General features: G+C 41.9%; 11 protein-coding genes and 1 tRNA gene. 7 read left to right on the top strand and 5 right to left on the bottom strand.

Annotation, left to right across the window (positions count from 1 at the left end; translation table 11 throughout):
- Positions 1–73 precede the first annotated feature (73 nt).
- Complete coding sequence (locus WKF66_RS14980; protein ID WP_489675280.1) at positions 74–1,756, bottom strand: CheR family methyltransferase; 1,683 nt, start codon at positions 1,754–1,756, stop codon at positions 74–76.
- Positions 1,757–1,911: 155 nt separating this feature from the next.
- On the opposite strand from WKF66_RS14980, the gene WKF66_RS14985 reads away from it, so the two are divergent.
- From WKF66_RS14985 to WKF66_RS14995, 3 genes are all read left to right on the top strand, one after another.
- On the top strand, positions 1,912–3,768 hold the full coding sequence (locus WKF66_RS14985) for a glycoside hydrolase family 2 protein (protein WP_489675281.1): 1,857 nt from the start codon (positions 1,912–1,914) through the stop codon (positions 3,766–3,768).
- 231 nt (positions 3,769–3,999) lie between these two features.
- Positions 4,000–5,937, top strand: a complete 1,938-nt coding sequence (locus WKF66_RS14990) for a KUP/HAK/KT family potassium transporter (RefSeq protein ID WP_489675282.1) — start codon at positions 4,000–4,002, stop codon at positions 5,935–5,937.
- An 81-nt stretch (positions 5,938–6,018) separates the two neighbouring features.
- Positions 6,019–6,091: transfer RNA gene (locus WKF66_RS14995), tRNA-Lys, on the top strand.
- Between the two features lie 155 nt (positions 6,092–6,246).
- On the opposite strand, the gene WKF66_RS15000 is transcribed toward WKF66_RS14995, so the two are convergent.
- The gene (locus WKF66_RS15000) at positions 6,247–7,419 is read right to left on the bottom strand and encodes a DJ-1/PfpI family protein (protein WP_489675283.1); all 1,173 of its coding nucleotides are present in this window, start codon (positions 7,417–7,419) and stop codon (positions 6,247–6,249) included.
- Positions 7,420–7,575: 156 nt separating this feature from the next.
- On the bottom strand, positions 7,576–7,974 hold the full coding sequence (locus WKF66_RS15005) for a winged helix-turn-helix transcriptional regulator (protein ID WP_489675284.1): 399 nt from the start codon (positions 7,972–7,974) through the stop codon (positions 7,576–7,578).
- 107 nt (positions 7,975–8,081) lie between these two features.
- Between WKF66_RS15005 and WKF66_RS15010 the strand changes: the two genes are divergently transcribed.
- The 4 genes from WKF66_RS15010 to WKF66_RS15025 all read left to right on the top strand — a co-directional run bounded on the left by WKF66_RS15010 (position 8,082) and on the right by WKF66_RS15025 (position 13,979).
- Positions 8,082–8,711, top strand: coding sequence for a nitroreductase family protein (locus WKF66_RS15010; RefSeq protein WP_489675285.1), 630 nt, complete (start codon positions 8,082–8,084; stop codon positions 8,709–8,711).
- Positions 8,712–8,875: 164 nt separating this feature from the next.
- A complete protein-coding gene (locus WKF66_RS15015) occupies positions 8,876–9,238 on the top strand; it encodes a nuclear transport factor 2 family protein (protein WP_489675286.1) in 363 nt (120 codons plus the stop codon).
- A 145-nt stretch (positions 9,239–9,383) separates the two neighbouring features.
- Complete coding sequence (locus WKF66_RS15020) at positions 9,384–12,929, top strand: CheR family methyltransferase (protein WP_489675287.1); 3,546 nt, start codon at positions 9,384–9,386, stop codon at positions 12,927–12,929.
- A gap of 21 nt (positions 12,930–12,950) precedes the next feature.
- On the top strand, positions 12,951–13,979 hold the full coding sequence (locus tag WKF66_RS15025) for a chemotaxis protein CheB (protein WP_489675288.1): 1,029 nt from the start codon (positions 12,951–12,953) through the stop codon (positions 13,977–13,979).
- 83 nt (positions 13,980–14,062) lie between these two features.
- On the opposite strand, the gene WKF66_RS15030 is transcribed toward WKF66_RS15025, so the two are convergent.
- Complete coding sequence (locus WKF66_RS15030) at positions 14,063–15,343, bottom strand: glycoside hydrolase family 92 protein (RefSeq protein ID WP_489675289.1); 1,281 nt, start codon at positions 15,341–15,343, stop codon at positions 14,063–14,065.
- Positions 15,280–16,326 carry a glycoside hydrolase domain-containing protein gene (locus WKF66_RS15035; RefSeq protein ID WP_489675290.1) on the bottom strand — a complete coding sequence of 349 codons (1,047 nt, stop codon included), beginning with the start codon at positions 16,324–16,326 and terminating at the stop codon, positions 15,280–15,282. The genes WKF66_RS15030 and WKF66_RS15035 overlap by 64 nt, the downstream gene beginning before the upstream one ends.
- Positions 16,327–17,015: the final 689 nt, after the last annotated feature.

The raw sequence follows: 17,015 nt of genomic DNA on the forward strand, positions 1-17,015 counted from the left end.
TGGCGATCTTATGGATATTTAATACCGCCTCCCCGGTTTGAAACTGTAAATATTTGTCTATCTTACCATTGACTTACAGAATATCGCCCTTGTCATTGACCAAAATCGAAGCGGGAGTATAACTTTCTAATAAAACCTTATGGAAGGCTTCGGTGATTATGCCTTTAGAAACGGGCTTGTTGGTCACATCGCGTTCTGATTTTCGGGGATTACTGATGTTGACTGGAAAGTCGACCATTTTACTCAAAGCAAATATGCCCTCTTTACGCTCATATAGCTTCCATTTGGAATCTATCACGTTAAAAGCATCTGTATAGATGCCGACAGACTCTGCAGGACCCAAAAACAACAACCCTTTTGCATTTAATGAATAATGGAACACGGGAAGTAATTTCCGCTGTAAGTCTGCTGTAAGATAAATCATTACGTTTCTACAGCAAAGTAGGTCAAGCTTTGTAAAAGGTGCGTCTTTAATTAGATTATGCTGCGCAAATACGATCATTTCTCGCACTTCTTTCTTTACCACAAAGCCATTGGCCTTTTTTACAAAGTATTGCTCCAACCTTTCCGGTGAAATCTCCGAAACTATATTAGAGAAGTAAAAGCCTGTGCGTGCGTGTTCAATGGCTTGTGGATCCAGGTCGGTCGCAAAGATCTGAACCTTTGGCAGGCGCTTTACTTTGAGTTTAGAAAGAAATTCTGTGAGCATGATTGCCAGTGAATAGGCTTCTTCGCCCGTTGAGCATCCAGCGATCCATACCCTTATCGAATCCTCTTCCGTCTTCTTAGTCAGTTTGGCATAGAGTGCATCTTTTAATACCTGAAAAGCGGGCGTATCTCTAAAGAACTTTGTTACGCCAATAAGCAACTCTCTAAAAAGCACGTCGATCTCATGAGGGTGCTCCCTCAAATAATCCACATAATGCAGATAATCTGGCAGCTGATGGAAGGCAATTCTTCTTTCAATGCGGCGCGTAATCGTGTTCTTCTTATACAGCATGAAATCATGCCCGGTGTGCGAACGCAGGAGCATAAGTATCTTTTGTAATTGATTTTGATTGTTCCTATCGTTAACAGAATCAGTAAAAATCGGCTTTAACATAACCGGGTGATTGAGGTATTGTAACAGCTTACCGGGCATTTCTACCGGTGGAAGGACATAATCTACCAGTCCACTTTTGATCGCTGCTTCAGGCATACTTTTATATTCCGCCGTCTCCGGATTCTGAACCATGACCATGCCTAGTTTCTCTTTTATCATCCTGACCCCTGTCTCGCCATCAGCACCCATACCTGAGAATATGATCGCAACCGCATAATTCCACTGGTCCTCCGCCAGACTTTCAAGAAAATAATCTATTGCCATATGCACTCCCCTTACACGGGATGCTTGAAATAACAACAGACGGCCATTATGTATGCCCATATCCTTATCAGGAGGAATAACACAGACTTGGTTTGGAACAACTTCAGTACCATCTGAAGCTTCAATTACAGGCATTATGGTAGAACTCTGTAACATCCCTGCCACGTCGAGATTAGTAAGTGGATCCAGGTGCATAATAACAACGAAAGCAAAACCGGTGTCAATTGGAGTATGGGTTAAGAACTTCTCGATATCGTGAAATGACCCCGCACTTCCTCCAAGGGTCACAATAGGGAAAAAGTGCTCTTGGTTACTTCTAGCCGTTTGTAAGGCTGCTAATTCAGATCCGTCCTGTTGAACGTCTTCCCCTTTTCCACCTGTTTGTATCATAATAAATATGTCATTATTAATAGAAAAGCTAAATTAACATATTAAACTAAGAGGAAGGATTTTCTACGATGCTTAAATTTTAATCGCTTACTTTGGAATAAGAATTGCGCCGTTTGGCTTGATCAAAACAAACGTTTTTAACCAAATAACAATTTATGAAATTAGTATCGTACTTTATTGGGCTTTGTATCGCACAAACGTTGTCAGGTTCACTGACGACTGATGTACAGGCTCAAACCTGGAAGCCTGTAGCTGGCAAAATCTCAAGCACCTGGGCAGAAAAGCTGAATCCTTCAAGTCCTCTTCCTGATTATCCCAGGCCACAGCTGGTTAGAAAAAACAACTGGAAAAACCTGAATGGTTTATGGGATTATGCTATAACATCAAAAGAAGAAACAGCACCAAAAGCATATCAGGGAAAGATTCTCGTACCTTTTGCAGTGGAATCCTCATTATCCGGAGTTGGGAAAACCATTGACAAAAACAACTTGTTATGGTACAGAACCTCGTTTACAATCCCTTCAAACATTAAGAACAGTGTATTGCTACACTTCGGGGCAGTCGACTGGAAAACTGATCTGTGGTTAAATGGTAAGAAAGTAGGTACACATGAAGGCGGATTTGATCCCTTTTCATTTGACATCACTCCTTTTATCAAAAAAGGTGGCAAACAGGAACTGGTACTGAGCGTCTGGGATCCGACAGATGGTGGTCCACAGCCAAGAGGCAAACAAGTCATGAAACCCGAAGGCATCTGGTATACTCCGGTATCAGGCATCTGGCAAACCGTATGGTTAGAGGGTGTAAGCAAAACGCACATCGCCTCCACTAAACAAACGCCTGATATTGATGCTAAAACTATCTCTGTATCAGCGGATGTAGAGGGCGTTCAAGCTGGAGATATGTTAAGAATAACAGCGTTCGACGGTACAGTTAAAGTAGGCGAAGCACAGGTTGCCGCGACAGAGACCGCTTCGATAAGCGTTCCAAATCCTAAACTATGGTCGCCAAACACACCTTATCTTTATGATTTAAAGGTAGCGGTTGTCCGCGGTGGTAAGGTTGTTGATGAAATCGGAAGTTACTTCGCGATGCGAAAATCATCAATGGGGCCGGATAAAAATGGCACTCAAAGAATGTTACTAAACAATGAATTCATATTTCAATATGGCCCGTTAGACCAGGGATGGTGGCCAGACGGATTGTATACCGCTCCGACTACAGAAGCGCTGGTATTTGATATCATCAAAACTAAGGAAATGGGCTTTAATATGATCCGTAAACATATCAAGGTAGAGCCAGCGCTTTGGTACTACAACTGCGATAAACTAGGTATTTTGGTATGGCAGGATATGCCAAGTGGTGATCTAGGTAACCAGTGGGAACCAAATTTAGGACAAATGGGTGGAACGGATAAAGACCGTACGCCAGCGTCAGAAGCGATCTACCGCAAAGAGTGGAACAAGATTATGGATGACCTGTACAATTTCCCGAGCATTGTAGTATGGGTTCCATTCAACGAAGCATGGGGACAGTTTAAAACTAAGGAAATTGCAGACTGGACTAAAAAGAAAGACCCCACAAGACTGGTCAACAGCGCAAGTGGTGGTAACCATGTTATTGCTGGAGACATCGTTGATTTACACCACTATCCAAATCCGGCAATGCCAAGACCAGACTTGTTCGGTCCGACTCATGTTGTTGTTTTAGGAGAGTATGGCGGTCTGGGATTGCCGGTACCCGAACACAATTGGTTAGAGAAGAACAATTGGGGCTACCAGACCTTTAAAACCGCTGATGAGCTCTTTGCAAAATACTCATCATTCATGGTTACAATGGAAGGCCTGATCAAAAAAGGCTTATCTGCAGCCGTTTACACGCAGACAACTGACGTAGAGAATGAGACGAACGGTTTGATGACCTATGATAGAAAGGTGATCAAAGTTCCAGTAGAGAAACTGAAAGGCGTGACAGAGAAATTGTACAATAAGTCGTTGGTAGAGTTGAAGTAGCACTCGGCCCTTCGTCTGCTAAACGAGAGGTCCTGAAATGAATTCAGGATCACGGGCGTATAACCTGTCATTTGCCACTTCCTTGTGTTTGCCGAAACAGTAAAATCTCAGGATGACGTAGGCTGAAGTCGCAAAACGACGGCTAAAAACCATTAATAAAACGCTGGTATTTAACATATACCAGCGTTTAATTTTTTAGTACATTTGGCGCAGAATTTTTTTTTATAAGCGATGAGCAGTCATAAACACGTACAGAAGTTAAGTGCAGCAGGTTTATTAATTAGTTTAGGTATCATCTACGGTGACATAGGAACCTCTCCCCTCTACGTCTTTAAAGCCATCATCGGTGAGCGTCTAATCACACAAGACCTCATACTCGGTGGGTTGTCCTGCATTTTCTGGACACTAACCCTCCAAACTACTATTAAATATGTTATCATCACACTACAAGCCGACAACAAAGGTGAAGGCGGAATTTTCTCGTTGTACTCCCTTGTCAAACGAAAGGCCAAGTGGCTAATAATCCCTGCGATGATTGGTGGAGCAGCACTGCTCGCAGATGGAATTATGACCCCAGCGGTAACTATTTCCTCTGCTATTGAAGGTCTCGATCTGATTTATCACGATCTCCCAACTGTACCAATCGTACTTGCCATCATTGTTGCACTATTCGTGCTGCAGCAGTTCGGCACCTCCCTGGTCGGGAAAGCCTTCGGTCCGATCATGTGGTTATGGTTTACCATGATCGCTGTTCTTGGCCTGGTATACGTCATTCAGATGCCGGAAATCCTCAAAGCGATTAATCCTTATTACGCTTACCATATTTTAACGACCAATCCAGAAGCGTTCCTCATCATAGGCGCCGTATTCCTTTGTACAACAGGTGCTGAAGCCTTATATTCAGATTTAGGCCACTGCGGTCGCGCCAACATCCGTACGAGTTGGGTGTATGTAAAGACCTGTCTTATCCTTAATTATTTTGGTCAGGGCGTCTGGCTGTGGAAGTTACAGGGAACGAAACTAGGCGATGTCAACCCATTCTATCATTTGATGCCAGACTGGTTCTTGCTTTACGGAATCCTGATTGCTACCGTTGCTGCCTCGATTGCAAGTCAGGCCTTAATCTCAGGCTCATTTACCCTAATTGCAGAAGCTGTTCGTTTAAACCTATGGCCGAAAGTGAAGATCAATTATCCAAGCGAACAAAAGGGACAACTTTACGTGCCATCAATGAATTGGATATTGATGGTTGGATGCATCGTGGTTGTATTGATATTCCAAAAATCAGTTAATATGGAGGCCGCCTATGGACTATCAATCACTGTGGCGATGCTAATGACTACCATCTTAGTGTCGGTCTTCCTTATGCGCAAGAAAGTACCGATGTACATAATTATATTCTTTCTGACTATTTACGGTATCATAGAGCTTACGTTTCTCGCTGGTAATGCGGCTAAAATTCTCCATGGGGGTTGGTTTACGCTAGTTCTTGGGCTTTCATTATTTGCAGTTATGTGGTCATGGGCTAACGGCCGCCGCATTCGTAACAGATACATGAAATTCGTCGATGTAGAGGAGTTTTTCCCTATCTTAAAGAACATCAGCGCCGATGAATCTATCCCTAAATACGCATCTAACCTAGTTTACCTCACCAGCGCCAACTTCAATACAGAGATCGAATCCTCAGTGATCTATTCTATCATCCAGAAACACCCTAAGCGTGCAGATGTATACTGGTTTCTGCATGTCGATGTAGCTGATGCGCCTTATACAATGGAATATGAAGTGGACTACCTTATTCCAGATAAATTGATAAGGATAGATTTCAGGCTAGGATTCAGAGTAGAACAACGCGTAAATGTACTCTTTAGAAAGGTTGTCGAAGAGATGGTTGCTGCCGGAGAGATAGACATTACCAGCAAGTACAAATCACTGGAAGCACAAAAGATTCCTGGCGATTTCCGTTTTGTAGTGATAGAGAAAATAATTTCCAATTCCAACAGCTTACGTTTTATTGAGCGCATTTCTATGTCTTGCCATCGGGTACTGAAGATGATGAGCATGTCGGAAAGGACGGGCTTTGGTTTAGATTCAAGCTTTGTAACTACAGAACAGGTGCCTTTGATTGTTGACATTCCTGAGCCAATTCGTTTAAAACGAATGAAATAAGTCAACGTCAATAATTATTTTTTATTTTATTGAGCAACATACAACTAAATTCCTATCTTTGCAGCCTCCTAAAAGGGGAATGATTCCGTAGCTCAGCTGGTAGAGCATTACACTTTTAATGTAGTGGTCCTGGGTTCGAATCCCAGCGGGATCACAAACAAATGAAACGCTTCTAAATCTAATTTAGGAGCGTTTTTGTTAAATAAACAAAATTCAGGTGTCTCTTTCCTTTTCGCAAACTATCTTCCTGCTTTTAGCATCTAATAACTGATGGATTCAATTACCTATTTCTAATCTGGACAATCTTTTTCATTTACTGCGATCTTTCTTGTCAACTCCATCCCTATCGATTCTCAATTTCACCAGGAATCTGTTGGCGTTTATAGGCACTGGTTTTACTTCTAAAAAGCCATTCCAGTTTTCCTTATCCGGTGCAATAAACGTCCAATTGCTGTTAGTAGGAAGCTTATTTTTCTCTTTCTTCCATTCCACCTTTTTCACGATTATCTTTTCTATCACTTTTTCAATCTCTTCTGCAGTTGTAGTGGAGGTCAATTCAAATTCTACTGTCCATTTATCTTTATTTCCAGACGTACTTAACAGCTTCACAGAAGAAATAGAAGGATGCCCCTCATCATCACCTTCGAAGATTTTGTTTAAATGTTTGTCTGCCAGTGATGCACGTGCGTAGTTATTGTCTGGTTTCCAATCATATTCTAGATTAAGCGCAATAGTTTGGGCGCTATATTTTCCTTTTAATTTCTCAACTATATGTAACGCTCCATCTATACCGGAAGATAAACCTGCAGTCGTAATAAACTTTCCGTTATCCACAAATCGTTGGTCTGAAATAACCTTTATTTTAGGGAAACTTTTCTCGAGTTCTGAGATAGCGTTATAAAAAGTAGTTGCTGTCAATCCATCCAATAATCGGGTGTCGGCTAAAATAAGGGCGCCATTACAAACAGACATCACTACCTCTGATTTTTCAGAAAATTGTTTTATCCATTGTATAACTTCGGGAGACTGCCTCGTTCTTGAAATATCGCCGCCTGGAATAACAAAAACATTTGCTTCAGGACAATTCGCAAAGGTAAAATCCGGATTAACGCTCATACCCATATTTGTCTTGATAGCAGGACTTGCCGCAACTGTTATGACCTTATATCCTGCCTGACCCAGAACTTCGAAAGGTCCAGTAAAGTCAATGATCTGAACTCCATCAAACAACAAGATTGCAACATCTGCTGCTTTCTTTTCTGGGGGACTTTCGGTCTTCCTAATCAAAGCCATATTACAATGAGGACAAATACCTGATTTGTCAAAAACCAGCTTATCACAATCACGACCGCAAGGAGAACAAACAAACATTTCTTTATGAGCTTGAGCAATGGCTAAAGACGAAAAGGAAATTAAAATTAATATGGTTAAGTACAATACTAAATTGGAAATGGAATGATAGGCACGTAATGAAAAGTTCATATATTTTGGTTAAGGTTAATTTCCTTCTGACATTAAGTCCTCTTCTGCACCCATCCGTTCAAATTAATTACTTGAATTGTTTTGCTAATCCAGCAAAAAATATTCTAATACAATATAAAGCTTTCATGCCATCTAGCACACAGAAACTAAGATGTTTTATTGACTTACCTCTAAATCTGCGACTTCTACTTTTTTATCCAGTTTCATGCCGGCAATGATGCGTTCTCGATGAGTAATCCCCCACTCTGCTATCGTATTGGTGAGTTGCTTAAGCGATTTCCCATACTCAGTTATCCGGTATTCTACAGCAACAGGCGCTGTGCTTAGCACATTCCGCTCAATCAATTCATTCATTTCTAAATCCTTCAACTCGCGACTGAGCATTTTGCCAGAAATGCCATTAACTTCCTTTAACAATTCAGAATAACGCATTGGCTTATAACACAAACACGCTATAATAGACATCTTCCATTTACCATTTAGAATGTCCATGGTATCACTGATCGCCAATATCTTGCCGCTGCAGTTTTTTATCAGATCGAAGTCTTGTCTCATTTGATTCACTTGGTTACCCGATTGTCACTATAACTTTTTGTCACTTGGTTACAAATCTAAACATGAAGGTGATAACTTTGACGCACAATATCAATTTATAAAAAGAAATGGAACTAATTAAGAGTTTACAGTGGCGTTATGCCGTTAAGAAATACACAGAAGACTTGGTCACCGAAGATAAGATCGACCAAATAATCGAAGCCATAAACCTCACCGCCTCTTCTTGCGGAATACAGCCTTATCGCTTATTCGTGATTACTAATCCGGAGGTAAGACAGAGATTAGCAGAAGGATCATTCAATACACAAATTAAGGCTTCCTCTCATCTTCTGGTTTTTGCAGGATTTAACAAAATAACCAGCGAATACATTGCAGAATATATCACGATGGTGGAAGAGCAACGTAATTTAGAGAAAGGAGCGCTAAAGGGACTAAGTGATAATTTGATTGCCTACTTCTCCACCCATACACCAGAACAAAATGCAATTTGGTCGAGCAAACAAGCTTATATAGGATTAGGAACAGCATTGATCGCAGCCGCAGAACTTAAAGTTGATGCAACCCCTATGGAAGGATTTGACCCGAAGTTATTTGACGAGGTGTTAGGATTGTCGGAAAAGGGTCTACATGCCTCAGTACTTCTTTCGTTGGGTTACCGCGATACAGTTAATGACTATCTGTCTTCGATGCCGAAAGTTCGTTTACCAATCAGCGAGTTTTCAACCAAGATTAGTTAAGTCATCATTAGGGCTAAGGGTGGTAATTTGATCGATAAATAAGGTTTTGATCAAGTCAACGTTCACAAGATCGTCTTTTGAAAACCTAGATTCTTTATCTAGATCATAATCATACATAACTATCACTTGCAGACGTTAATAGAGGAATAGGTTTATGAGATTATATGATTTCAAACAAGGCAATATTAGAAAAAGCAAATGCTGCTGTCACCAGAGGTGATAATGAGGGCTTCTTATCCTTCTGCACCGAGGATACGAAGTGGACATTTATTGGCGACCAAACTCTCCTTGGGAAGGAAGCTGTCCGACAGTATATGGCCACCGCATACATCGAACCGCCAGTATTCATGGTGGAAAGTTTAATTGCAGAGGGTGACTTCGTAACGGCAGTAGGCAGAATAACTATGAAGGATAAAGATGGAATTTCAGTCGATTACTCCTATTGTGATGTCTGGCGATTTCATGAAGGAAAGATGGCAGAATTGAAGGCTTTCGTAATAGAAACGCCTAACTATGAAATCAAGTGACACTTAAAATAGTGGTATTGCCATAATAGTAGTACATTTATTCATTTAAGGAATAGATTTTACGCACATTACAACCCGCGGGGTCTAAATAAGGCTCTGGTGGAAGATTCTCACAAGGTCTTATTCCTCACATGATATAAGACCTATGAAAGAACCGGAATACATCGTTGCCATTGGAGCCTCAGCTGGAGGATTAGATGCACTGTCGGCTTTTTTTGAGCACACGCCCATAGATAGTGTCTCGTATATAATCATCCCGCATCTTTCCCAGGACTTCAAAAGCAGAATGGCTGAAATACTATCGCGCCATAGTATACTTCAGATATTAGAGGCTGAAGAGGGAATGGAAATCGAAAGTAACAAGGTATACCTGATTCCCAACACCAAATACATGGGTATAAAAAAAGGACGGCTGTTTTTGATCGATAAGGAGGGCAAAGCTGGTCCTCACATGACAATAGACTCATTTTTTACTTCCCTTGCGCAGGAAAGCGGCCAAAACGCAATAGGCATTATCCTTTCTGGAGTCGGCAGTGATGGTTCGAATGGAGCAATCGCCATTGAAAATGCTGGCGGCGTCGTTATGGTACAAGATCCGGACGATGCTAAATTCGATGGTATGCCAAGATCGGCATTAAATGTTAGCGACACCCCCTATGTGTGTTCAGCAGAAGCTTTACCAGCGGCTATTCAGAGCTATATTCTTTCGAAAAGTGAAACAGGTGCAACAGCTCAACAGCCTATGAGAAAAGAAACGTTAACTAAGTTCCTGGAACTAATCCGAGATCATTACCCATTTGATTTCACGCATTATAAAAACGGGACACTGGAAAGACGGATTGCAAGGAGAATGGCACACCACAATCTACTTGAAGTTGATTCATTTTTTCTTTACCTGCAAGAAAATCCACAGGAAATTGAACTGCTAATTAGTGATTTCCTGATCGGTGTTACTTCGTTTTTTAGGGACGGGGAAGCCTATGAAGTGCTGGAACGGGACGTTATACCTAAAATCATTAACGCAAAACAAGAGAATGACCTGCTAAAAATTTGGGTTACCTGCTGTGCTACAGGCGAAGAAGCGTATTCCCTGGCAATCCTGGTAAAAGAATACCTGCTAGCCAATAGCGTTAATATCGAGGTCAAGATATTTGCGACAGATATTAATGAAATTGCGCTAAAACAGGCAGCAAGTGGCATTTTCTCCAAAAACATTACGAAGACAGTATCAAAGGAACGACTGGTTAATTTCTTTAGTAAAGAATCCGACAATTATAAGATCAAACCTGAAATAAGGGAGATGTTAATCTTCGCCAGGCACGATTTAACTAAGAATCCACCATATTGCTATGTAGACCTGATCAGTTGCCGGAACATGCTCATCTATATAAAACCGGTTTTACAGAAACAAATCCTCTCGAAACTGGCATTTGGCCTTCGCAAAAACGGATACCTCTTTCTTGGATCCAGTGAGAATATAACGGTCGCAAAGGATACATTTATAGAAGTAAGTGCAAAGTGGAAGATTTATCAAAACATCAGATCAGATCGTGCCATAGGCTTTAACGGACAGTTTACTGCGCCAATTCCCGGACTTGGTCTAAAATACGGAGAAAAAGAGCAGAGAGTGAAGACATCGGCAGACAATCCACTGCCTGCCCCGGATCTTACTGAAGCCATTCTTGTTGAAAGCGGCTTTTCCGGTGTTATAGTTGATGAACAGGGAAAAGTTGGCCATGCCTTTGGTGATCTTGGCCCTTATCTAAAGCAGGAAAGGTTCAAACTCAACCTGCCAGATCTTTTACCTGAAAACCTAAGCCTTGCGTTTAGTTCAACTCTCCAAAAGGTTCTCAGATCAAACCAGCGTGAAAGGATCAATAACATATCATTCGATGAACCCGAAACTGGCAAACACAGCAATGCCGATCTGATTGTGAGTCCCTATGTTGACCGCAAAGCAAATGTGAACGGAATGCTGGTTCTTTTCAAAAGACCAGACACTATTGATTTGAAAGAGAATGTAGTTGATTTTAAGATCGATGTACAGACCAAAGAATACATAGCACAATTGGAACACGACCTGATGCAAGTCAGGCAGGACCTTAATGCCTCTAATGACTTTCTTGAGACCTCAAGGGAAGCTATGCAGGCCTTTAATGAGGAACTGCTTTCTGCTAACGAAGAGATGCAAAGCGCCAATGAAGAGCTTCAGTCAATTAACGAAGAACTGGAAAGCGTCAACGCCGCGCATAAATATACCATAAGTGAACTCACCGATCTTAACGACGATTTAAACAACTATTTCCGTAGTAATATCAATGGACAGTTGTTTGTAGACAAAGATATCCTACTGAAGAAATATTCTCCTGGAGTCGTTAGCCACATCAACATCAGAGAAAGTGATCTCGGCAGGCCGCTGAGCAATATCACGACGAACATAAAGTTCGAAACGCTGATTGATGATATTAAAAAAGTTATCATTGATGGCGAAACCGTAATTAAGGAAATAGAAAATAACGAAGGAAGGCTGTATCAGGTAATGACCAGTCCCTATCTACGAAAAGGCAGTAATGTACCCAATGGTGCAGTCATTACTTTTTATGACGTCACTGATCTAAAGAAGACGCAATATGAATTGGACAAGAGCATAAAAATGCTCTCGCTGGCAACGGTTGCCTCAGAAATGGGCACTTGGTCTATTGATGTCAACAACAGAGATTTCTTTTGCTCTGTCCGTCTAAAAGAGATATTTGGCTTCGACGTTGATAAAATGCTTACCGTAAATGATATCATAAGCCGAATTGATAAATCTCACCAGCCTATTGTAACCGAAGCGATCCGGGCAGCAATTGTTGGTGTTGACCGGTTCGAGATTGAATTTCCAGTGATAAGGATGAAGGATGGCGTTCATTGCTGGATCAGGGCGATAGGGAACCTTTCCGATGAAAAGGATAAAAAGGGAGCATTTCTAACCGGAATAATGCATGATGTAACAGACCACAAGCTAGACGACCTGCGTAAAAATGATTTTATTGCAATCGTTAGTCATGAGCTGAAATCGCCCCTTACCTCCATCTATGGATATCTCCAACTAATGGATAGAAACGCACAAAAGGCAAAAGATGAATATGCCGTTGCTACCCTTAGTAAAACAATCAGGCAGGTCAAAAAAATGGAAGCACTCATCAGCGGCTTCCTCAATGTTTCCCGACTTAAATCCGGAAAGATCTACCTTAATAAGCAATCTTTCGAAATTGATATATTGACAAGAGAAATTGTTGCAGAAATCGCAATCACGAACCCTAACGCTACAATTGATGTATCTACTGACTGTTTCCAAAGCGTTGAGGCGGACCGTGATAAAATTGGACAGGTAATTACTAATATTTTGTCCAACGCAATAAAATATTCACCGGCAGGTTGCAAAATCACAGTCTGTTGCCGAACTTTGGGAGCGGCAATAGAGATCAGTATTTCCGATCAGGGAATGGGTATAAAGACAGAAGAACTCGAAAAGCTTTTTGATCGCTATTACCGTGTTGAAAGCGCCATTACAAAAACCATCTCAGGTTTTGGTATTGGACTTTACCTCTGTGCGGAGATCATCCATCGCCATAACGGAAAAATATGGGCCGAAAGTAAGTTCGGACAGGGCTCTACCTTCTTCTTTAACCTCCCAATTATTCTATGACCATCGCCTATACCATCTTCCATGAAAAAACCAGATCAAATTACAAGTAATCAAAACATTGACAAAGTCGTCGTCATAGGCACTTCCGCCGGCGGTATGAATGCGCTTATCAAGCTCATAGGGCAGCTCCCAAAAAGTTTTCCCGCACCCATACTGATCGTACAGCACATGTCTGCAGATACCACAGGTAATGTGCTATTAGACGCACTGAATAGCCAAAGCAGCCTGACATGTAAGCATGCAACCACCGGTTCTAAACTAATAAAGGGCCATGTCTACCTTGCCCCTTCCGACCATCACCTGATGATTGATCAGGAAAGAAGAATACTAGTGACCAAGGGAGCGCAGGAAAACAGGTCAAGACCGGCAATAGACCCTTTGTTTAGATCAGCAGCAGTTACTTTTGGCAATTGTGCAATAGGTATTATTTTAACGGGCTATCTCGACGACGGTACCGCAGGGATGATAGCCATAAAGAGATGTTTTGGTACCTGTATAGTGCAAGAACCAGGAGATGCAGAATATCCCGACATGCCAAGTAATGTGCTAAATCAATTAAAGGTGGACCATTGTATTCCTATAGCTGAAATGGGAACATTGCTCTATCAACTTCTCTCAGAAGAACCTAAGAAAAAAAAATCAATCCCTAAGGATGTAATCACGGAATATGAAATTGCCACGCGGGTACTCAGCGACCTTCCTGCAGTCAATTCGCTGGGGGAACAAGTGCCCTTCAACTGTCCGGGGTGTGGCGGTGTGCTTTGGAAAGTAAATAAGGGATCAGCACTAAGGTACAGATGCCATACTGGACACGCATATACGTCAAAATCACTACTTGCTGAACAGACCAAAAAGGTTGAAGAAACCATGTGGACAGCCCTCAGAATGTTCGAAGAAAGAAGAAATCTGCTTACAACTATTGCTAAAAGTCAGACCGGTGCATCAGCGAAATCTGCGCTGGAGCGCGCAGCCCTTTCCCAGGTACACATTGATCGCATCCGGGCAATACTTCTGTCTGATGACAAAGAAGCCACAAACGATCCGGGCTAATTAAATTATTTCATCTCTTACCTCGTTCTCGTCTTACTGGCGAATGCCGGTAGCGGGAACTTGGTATGGCTTGATCAAGATGATTATTTTGTATAAATCGCCAGTTCCTTACCCTGACGCATGTCATCGTAATTGATGAACCATCCTTTAAGGGGCTTTCTTCCGACCGTAAGTTTGTCCACATTCTTACCCTTTCCTTTTTTGGTAATTGTAAATGTCTTGCCGCCTCCAAGCTTCATTTCTACCTTATCGAAAATAGGGACCGAGACTATAAACTCTGGATCAGCGGGCGAATAAGGGTAGATACCCATCGCATTCAGCACATACCATCCAGTTAAAGATCCATAGTCATCCATGCCAGCTAAAGCCAATCCTTCAGGACCCATTCCGAAATAATCTGACATCAGTTTACTGAGTACCGCCTGCGACTTCTCTTGTTTGTTTACGAAATAGTAGAGATAAGGATAATTAAAGTTGGGCTGATTACCCATACAAAACTGTCCAAGAAAGGCTGATAGATTATCTTTTGCATACCCACCCCAAGGCACCGTAAACAGTGAATCGATTTTAAGCTCAAAGTCCCCTGGGCTTTTGTAAAGGGAAATAAGTCCTTTTGTATCATGAGGTACGAAGAACGATGCCTGCCAGGCGTTTGCCTCACGGTACATGAATTCATAGTAAGGATATCCGGTGTCGAAAGGTGTTACCCACTTGCCATCAGCGAGGCGGCCTCTCATAAATCCGGTCTGCGAATCGTACACATTCCTGTAGTTTTGGCCACGTTTTATCATGGTGCTATAGTTGTCATTTTCCCCCAAAGCTTTAGCGACTTGTGCAATCGAGTAATCCGAATACGCAAATTCCAGTGTCTTTGTGGTGCCGGCTGTAGATTTTGTCTCAGTGGTCGGATTCGGAATGTTTATTTCAGGAACATAACCAAGTTTAAGATACTGCTCATTATGAGGTCTAGGTCCTCTAACGCCAGTACTTGTAGGGGTATTGGCGTTGTTCAGCATTAAACGGTAAGCTTTCTTAATGTCAAAATCCCTTATTCCTCGGGCATAGGCACCTGCGATATATGATGAAGCGAAATCACCATGAAACGAAGTGGGCAGAAATCCTGAACGCTCCCCATTGAGGATCATAGACTTGATCACATTGTTGCTGACATCCGGTTCAATCATATCCAGAACAACTAACTGCGTACGGAAAACGTCCCAAAGCGGAGGGCTGGCATAGGTTTCAAATCCAGGAATCGTATCCCTTGGACCAGATGCCCGCGTGGGAGCAGCGCTTGAAGCTAGGCGTCTTGCGTCAAAGATGGCAATTTTACCATCCGCATCACTGGTAACACTGGGTAACAAAACTGTCTGTACAGGCAGGAATAGAACATCACTTTTTGCTTTTCAGTTCCTCCTGTAACCTTGATCTTGTTGAGAAGCATTTCCCAGGTCACATCAGCAGCTTTATAAACCTGATCGAAGTTCTTGCTTGCAATCTCCGCAGCATAGTTCAATTTTGCACCATCAAGGCTAACACGGGAGATCGCTATTTTAATTTCCAAAGGTTGGTCAGACTTTTCAAAACTGATTATCGGAATATCAATCTTTCCTGTAAGTTTTCGTTGACCTCCAGCGCCCTGTCCGCTAGGCGGAATATCTGGTTGGTTTGGATTGCGTTTATGAGTATCTATACTTTTAATCTTATGGTTCATCACCGCGTAGAAATAAAGGTTGCCCTGTTTTCCTGTAACGATGTTATCACCGGTCTTATTTAGTTCCCAGTCGCTGCTTCCACCGCCTGCGTGAACAAGGTCGAACGCAAGTTTCTTGTCTTGACCACCTGTATAAGTGTATTTATGGTACGCAGCTCTTTTTGTGGCAGTAAGTTCCGCCTTGATCTTGTAGCGATCAAGTAGAACCCTGTAGTATCCAGGATGTACTTCTTCGTTGGAATGGCTGTAGGTCGAAGCGAAATCATCAGCCGTAAAATTGCTACCTTCCAAAGGCATGATTGGGATATTAAGGTCTCCCCAGTGGTTTCCGCTGGTCTGAGCGAAAGCTTTTATCGTATTTACTTCATATTCATAACCACTACCGCTGCCATAGGTGGTGACGGCGACAGCTTGAACCATACCATGTGGAACCGTAGCGCCCGGCCCAACAAGGCCGTTCCAGGTGCGCCAAGGCGGATTGTAGCCGAGAAGAGCAGAGTCGGTCAAAACAGTTGTACCAATTAATGGGTTCACGTAACTTGTAAGGCGATTCTTGCGCTGTCCATAAACAACGGTGGACAGTATGACTCCTGCTAAAATTAGCTGGATGATTTTGTTTACAGTGGATTTCATTTAGCTGTGTTATAGCAAGGGTGATTTATCTTTGGTTATTGCTGTAATTTAAAGAAAAATATTAAGTCTAACCGCCAAATAACCGACACCGATTTTAAAAATATAATAATACGTCAAGGAACGATGCTGCACGCTTCACAGCGAGCATGAAAACCTAAATCAAGAGCAGCGTTTCAATTTTACACAGATTTCTAAATTAACTTTGGGCTTGCCAGGTTGATCAATCACGGGGCCTTGGAGAAAATACAGAAGCAGTAGAATCGACATACCATCATCAACCGACAATCGTAAGCAATCAGGAAAAGGTAGGAGTTTTTAAGGTCCAGCTTCAAGCTGGTCATTTCCAGATCTTGTGGTTTTGATCTGTTTTACTTAAAGGTTTAATGTAAATAGCGACCGCAAATTTGTTAGGCTGTGTTTAACGACGATAGTAATCAGCTTCGATCAAATGCAAATGGACTGCCCAAGCTAGTAACATTCCAATTCAGCGCATTTAACCTCAGATGCAAAGATACAGAAAATATAGTTAATATACAAATATTCTACAATTATGATAGGTGCGTTTCGCATGAAATATTAATAGTTTAACTTTAATCAAATTTTGCACAACTAGGGAACTTGTTGGGAACTCCTTCGGGACTCGTTGGGAAAAGCACCCCCTTTTCCCAACGAGTCCGCACGTATATACC

The sequence above is a fragment of the Pedobacter sp. genome, from assembly GCF_037719805.1.
Classification (GTDB): domain Bacteria; phylum Bacteroidota; class Bacteroidia; order Sphingobacteriales; family Sphingobacteriaceae; genus Pedobacter.

Excerpts from the sequence above, each read along its gene's own strand:
- WKF66_RS14990 (WP_489675282.1), top strand. The coding sequence starts at position 4,000 with ATGAGCAGTCATAAACACGTACAGAAGTTAAGTGCAGCAGGTTTATTA.
- WKF66_RS15000 (WP_489675283.1), bottom strand. The coding sequence starts at position 7,419 with ATGAACTTTTCATTACGTGCCTATCATTCCATTTCCAATTTAGTATTG.
- WKF66_RS14980 (WP_489675280.1), bottom strand. The coding sequence starts at position 1,756 with ATGATACAAACAGGTGGAAAAGGGGAAGACGTTCAACAGGACGGATCT.
- WKF66_RS14985 (WP_489675281.1), top strand. The coding sequence starts at position 1,912 with ATGAAATTAGTATCGTACTTTATTGGGCTTTGTATCGCACAAACGTTG.
- WKF66_RS15020 (WP_489675287.1), top strand. The coding sequence starts at position 9,384 with ATGAAAGAACCGGAATACATCGTTGCCATTGGAGCCTCAGCTGGAGGA.
- WKF66_RS15035 (WP_489675290.1), bottom strand. The coding sequence starts at position 16,326 with ATGAAATCCACTGTAAACAAAATCATCCAGCTAATTTTAGCAGGAGTC.
- WKF66_RS15005 (WP_489675284.1), bottom strand. The coding sequence starts at position 7,974 with ATGAGACAAGACTTCGATCTGATAAAAAACTGCAGCGGCAAGATATTG.
- WKF66_RS15025 (WP_489675288.1), top strand. The coding sequence starts at position 12,951 with ATGAAAAAACCAGATCAAATTACAAGTAATCAAAACATTGACAAAGTC.
- WKF66_RS15010 (WP_489675285.1), top strand. The coding sequence starts at position 8,082 with ATGGAACTAATTAAGAGTTTACAGTGGCGTTATGCCGTTAAGAAATAC.
- WKF66_RS15015 (WP_489675286.1), top strand. The coding sequence starts at position 8,876 with ATGATTTCAAACAAGGCAATATTAGAAAAAGCAAATGCTGCTGTCACC.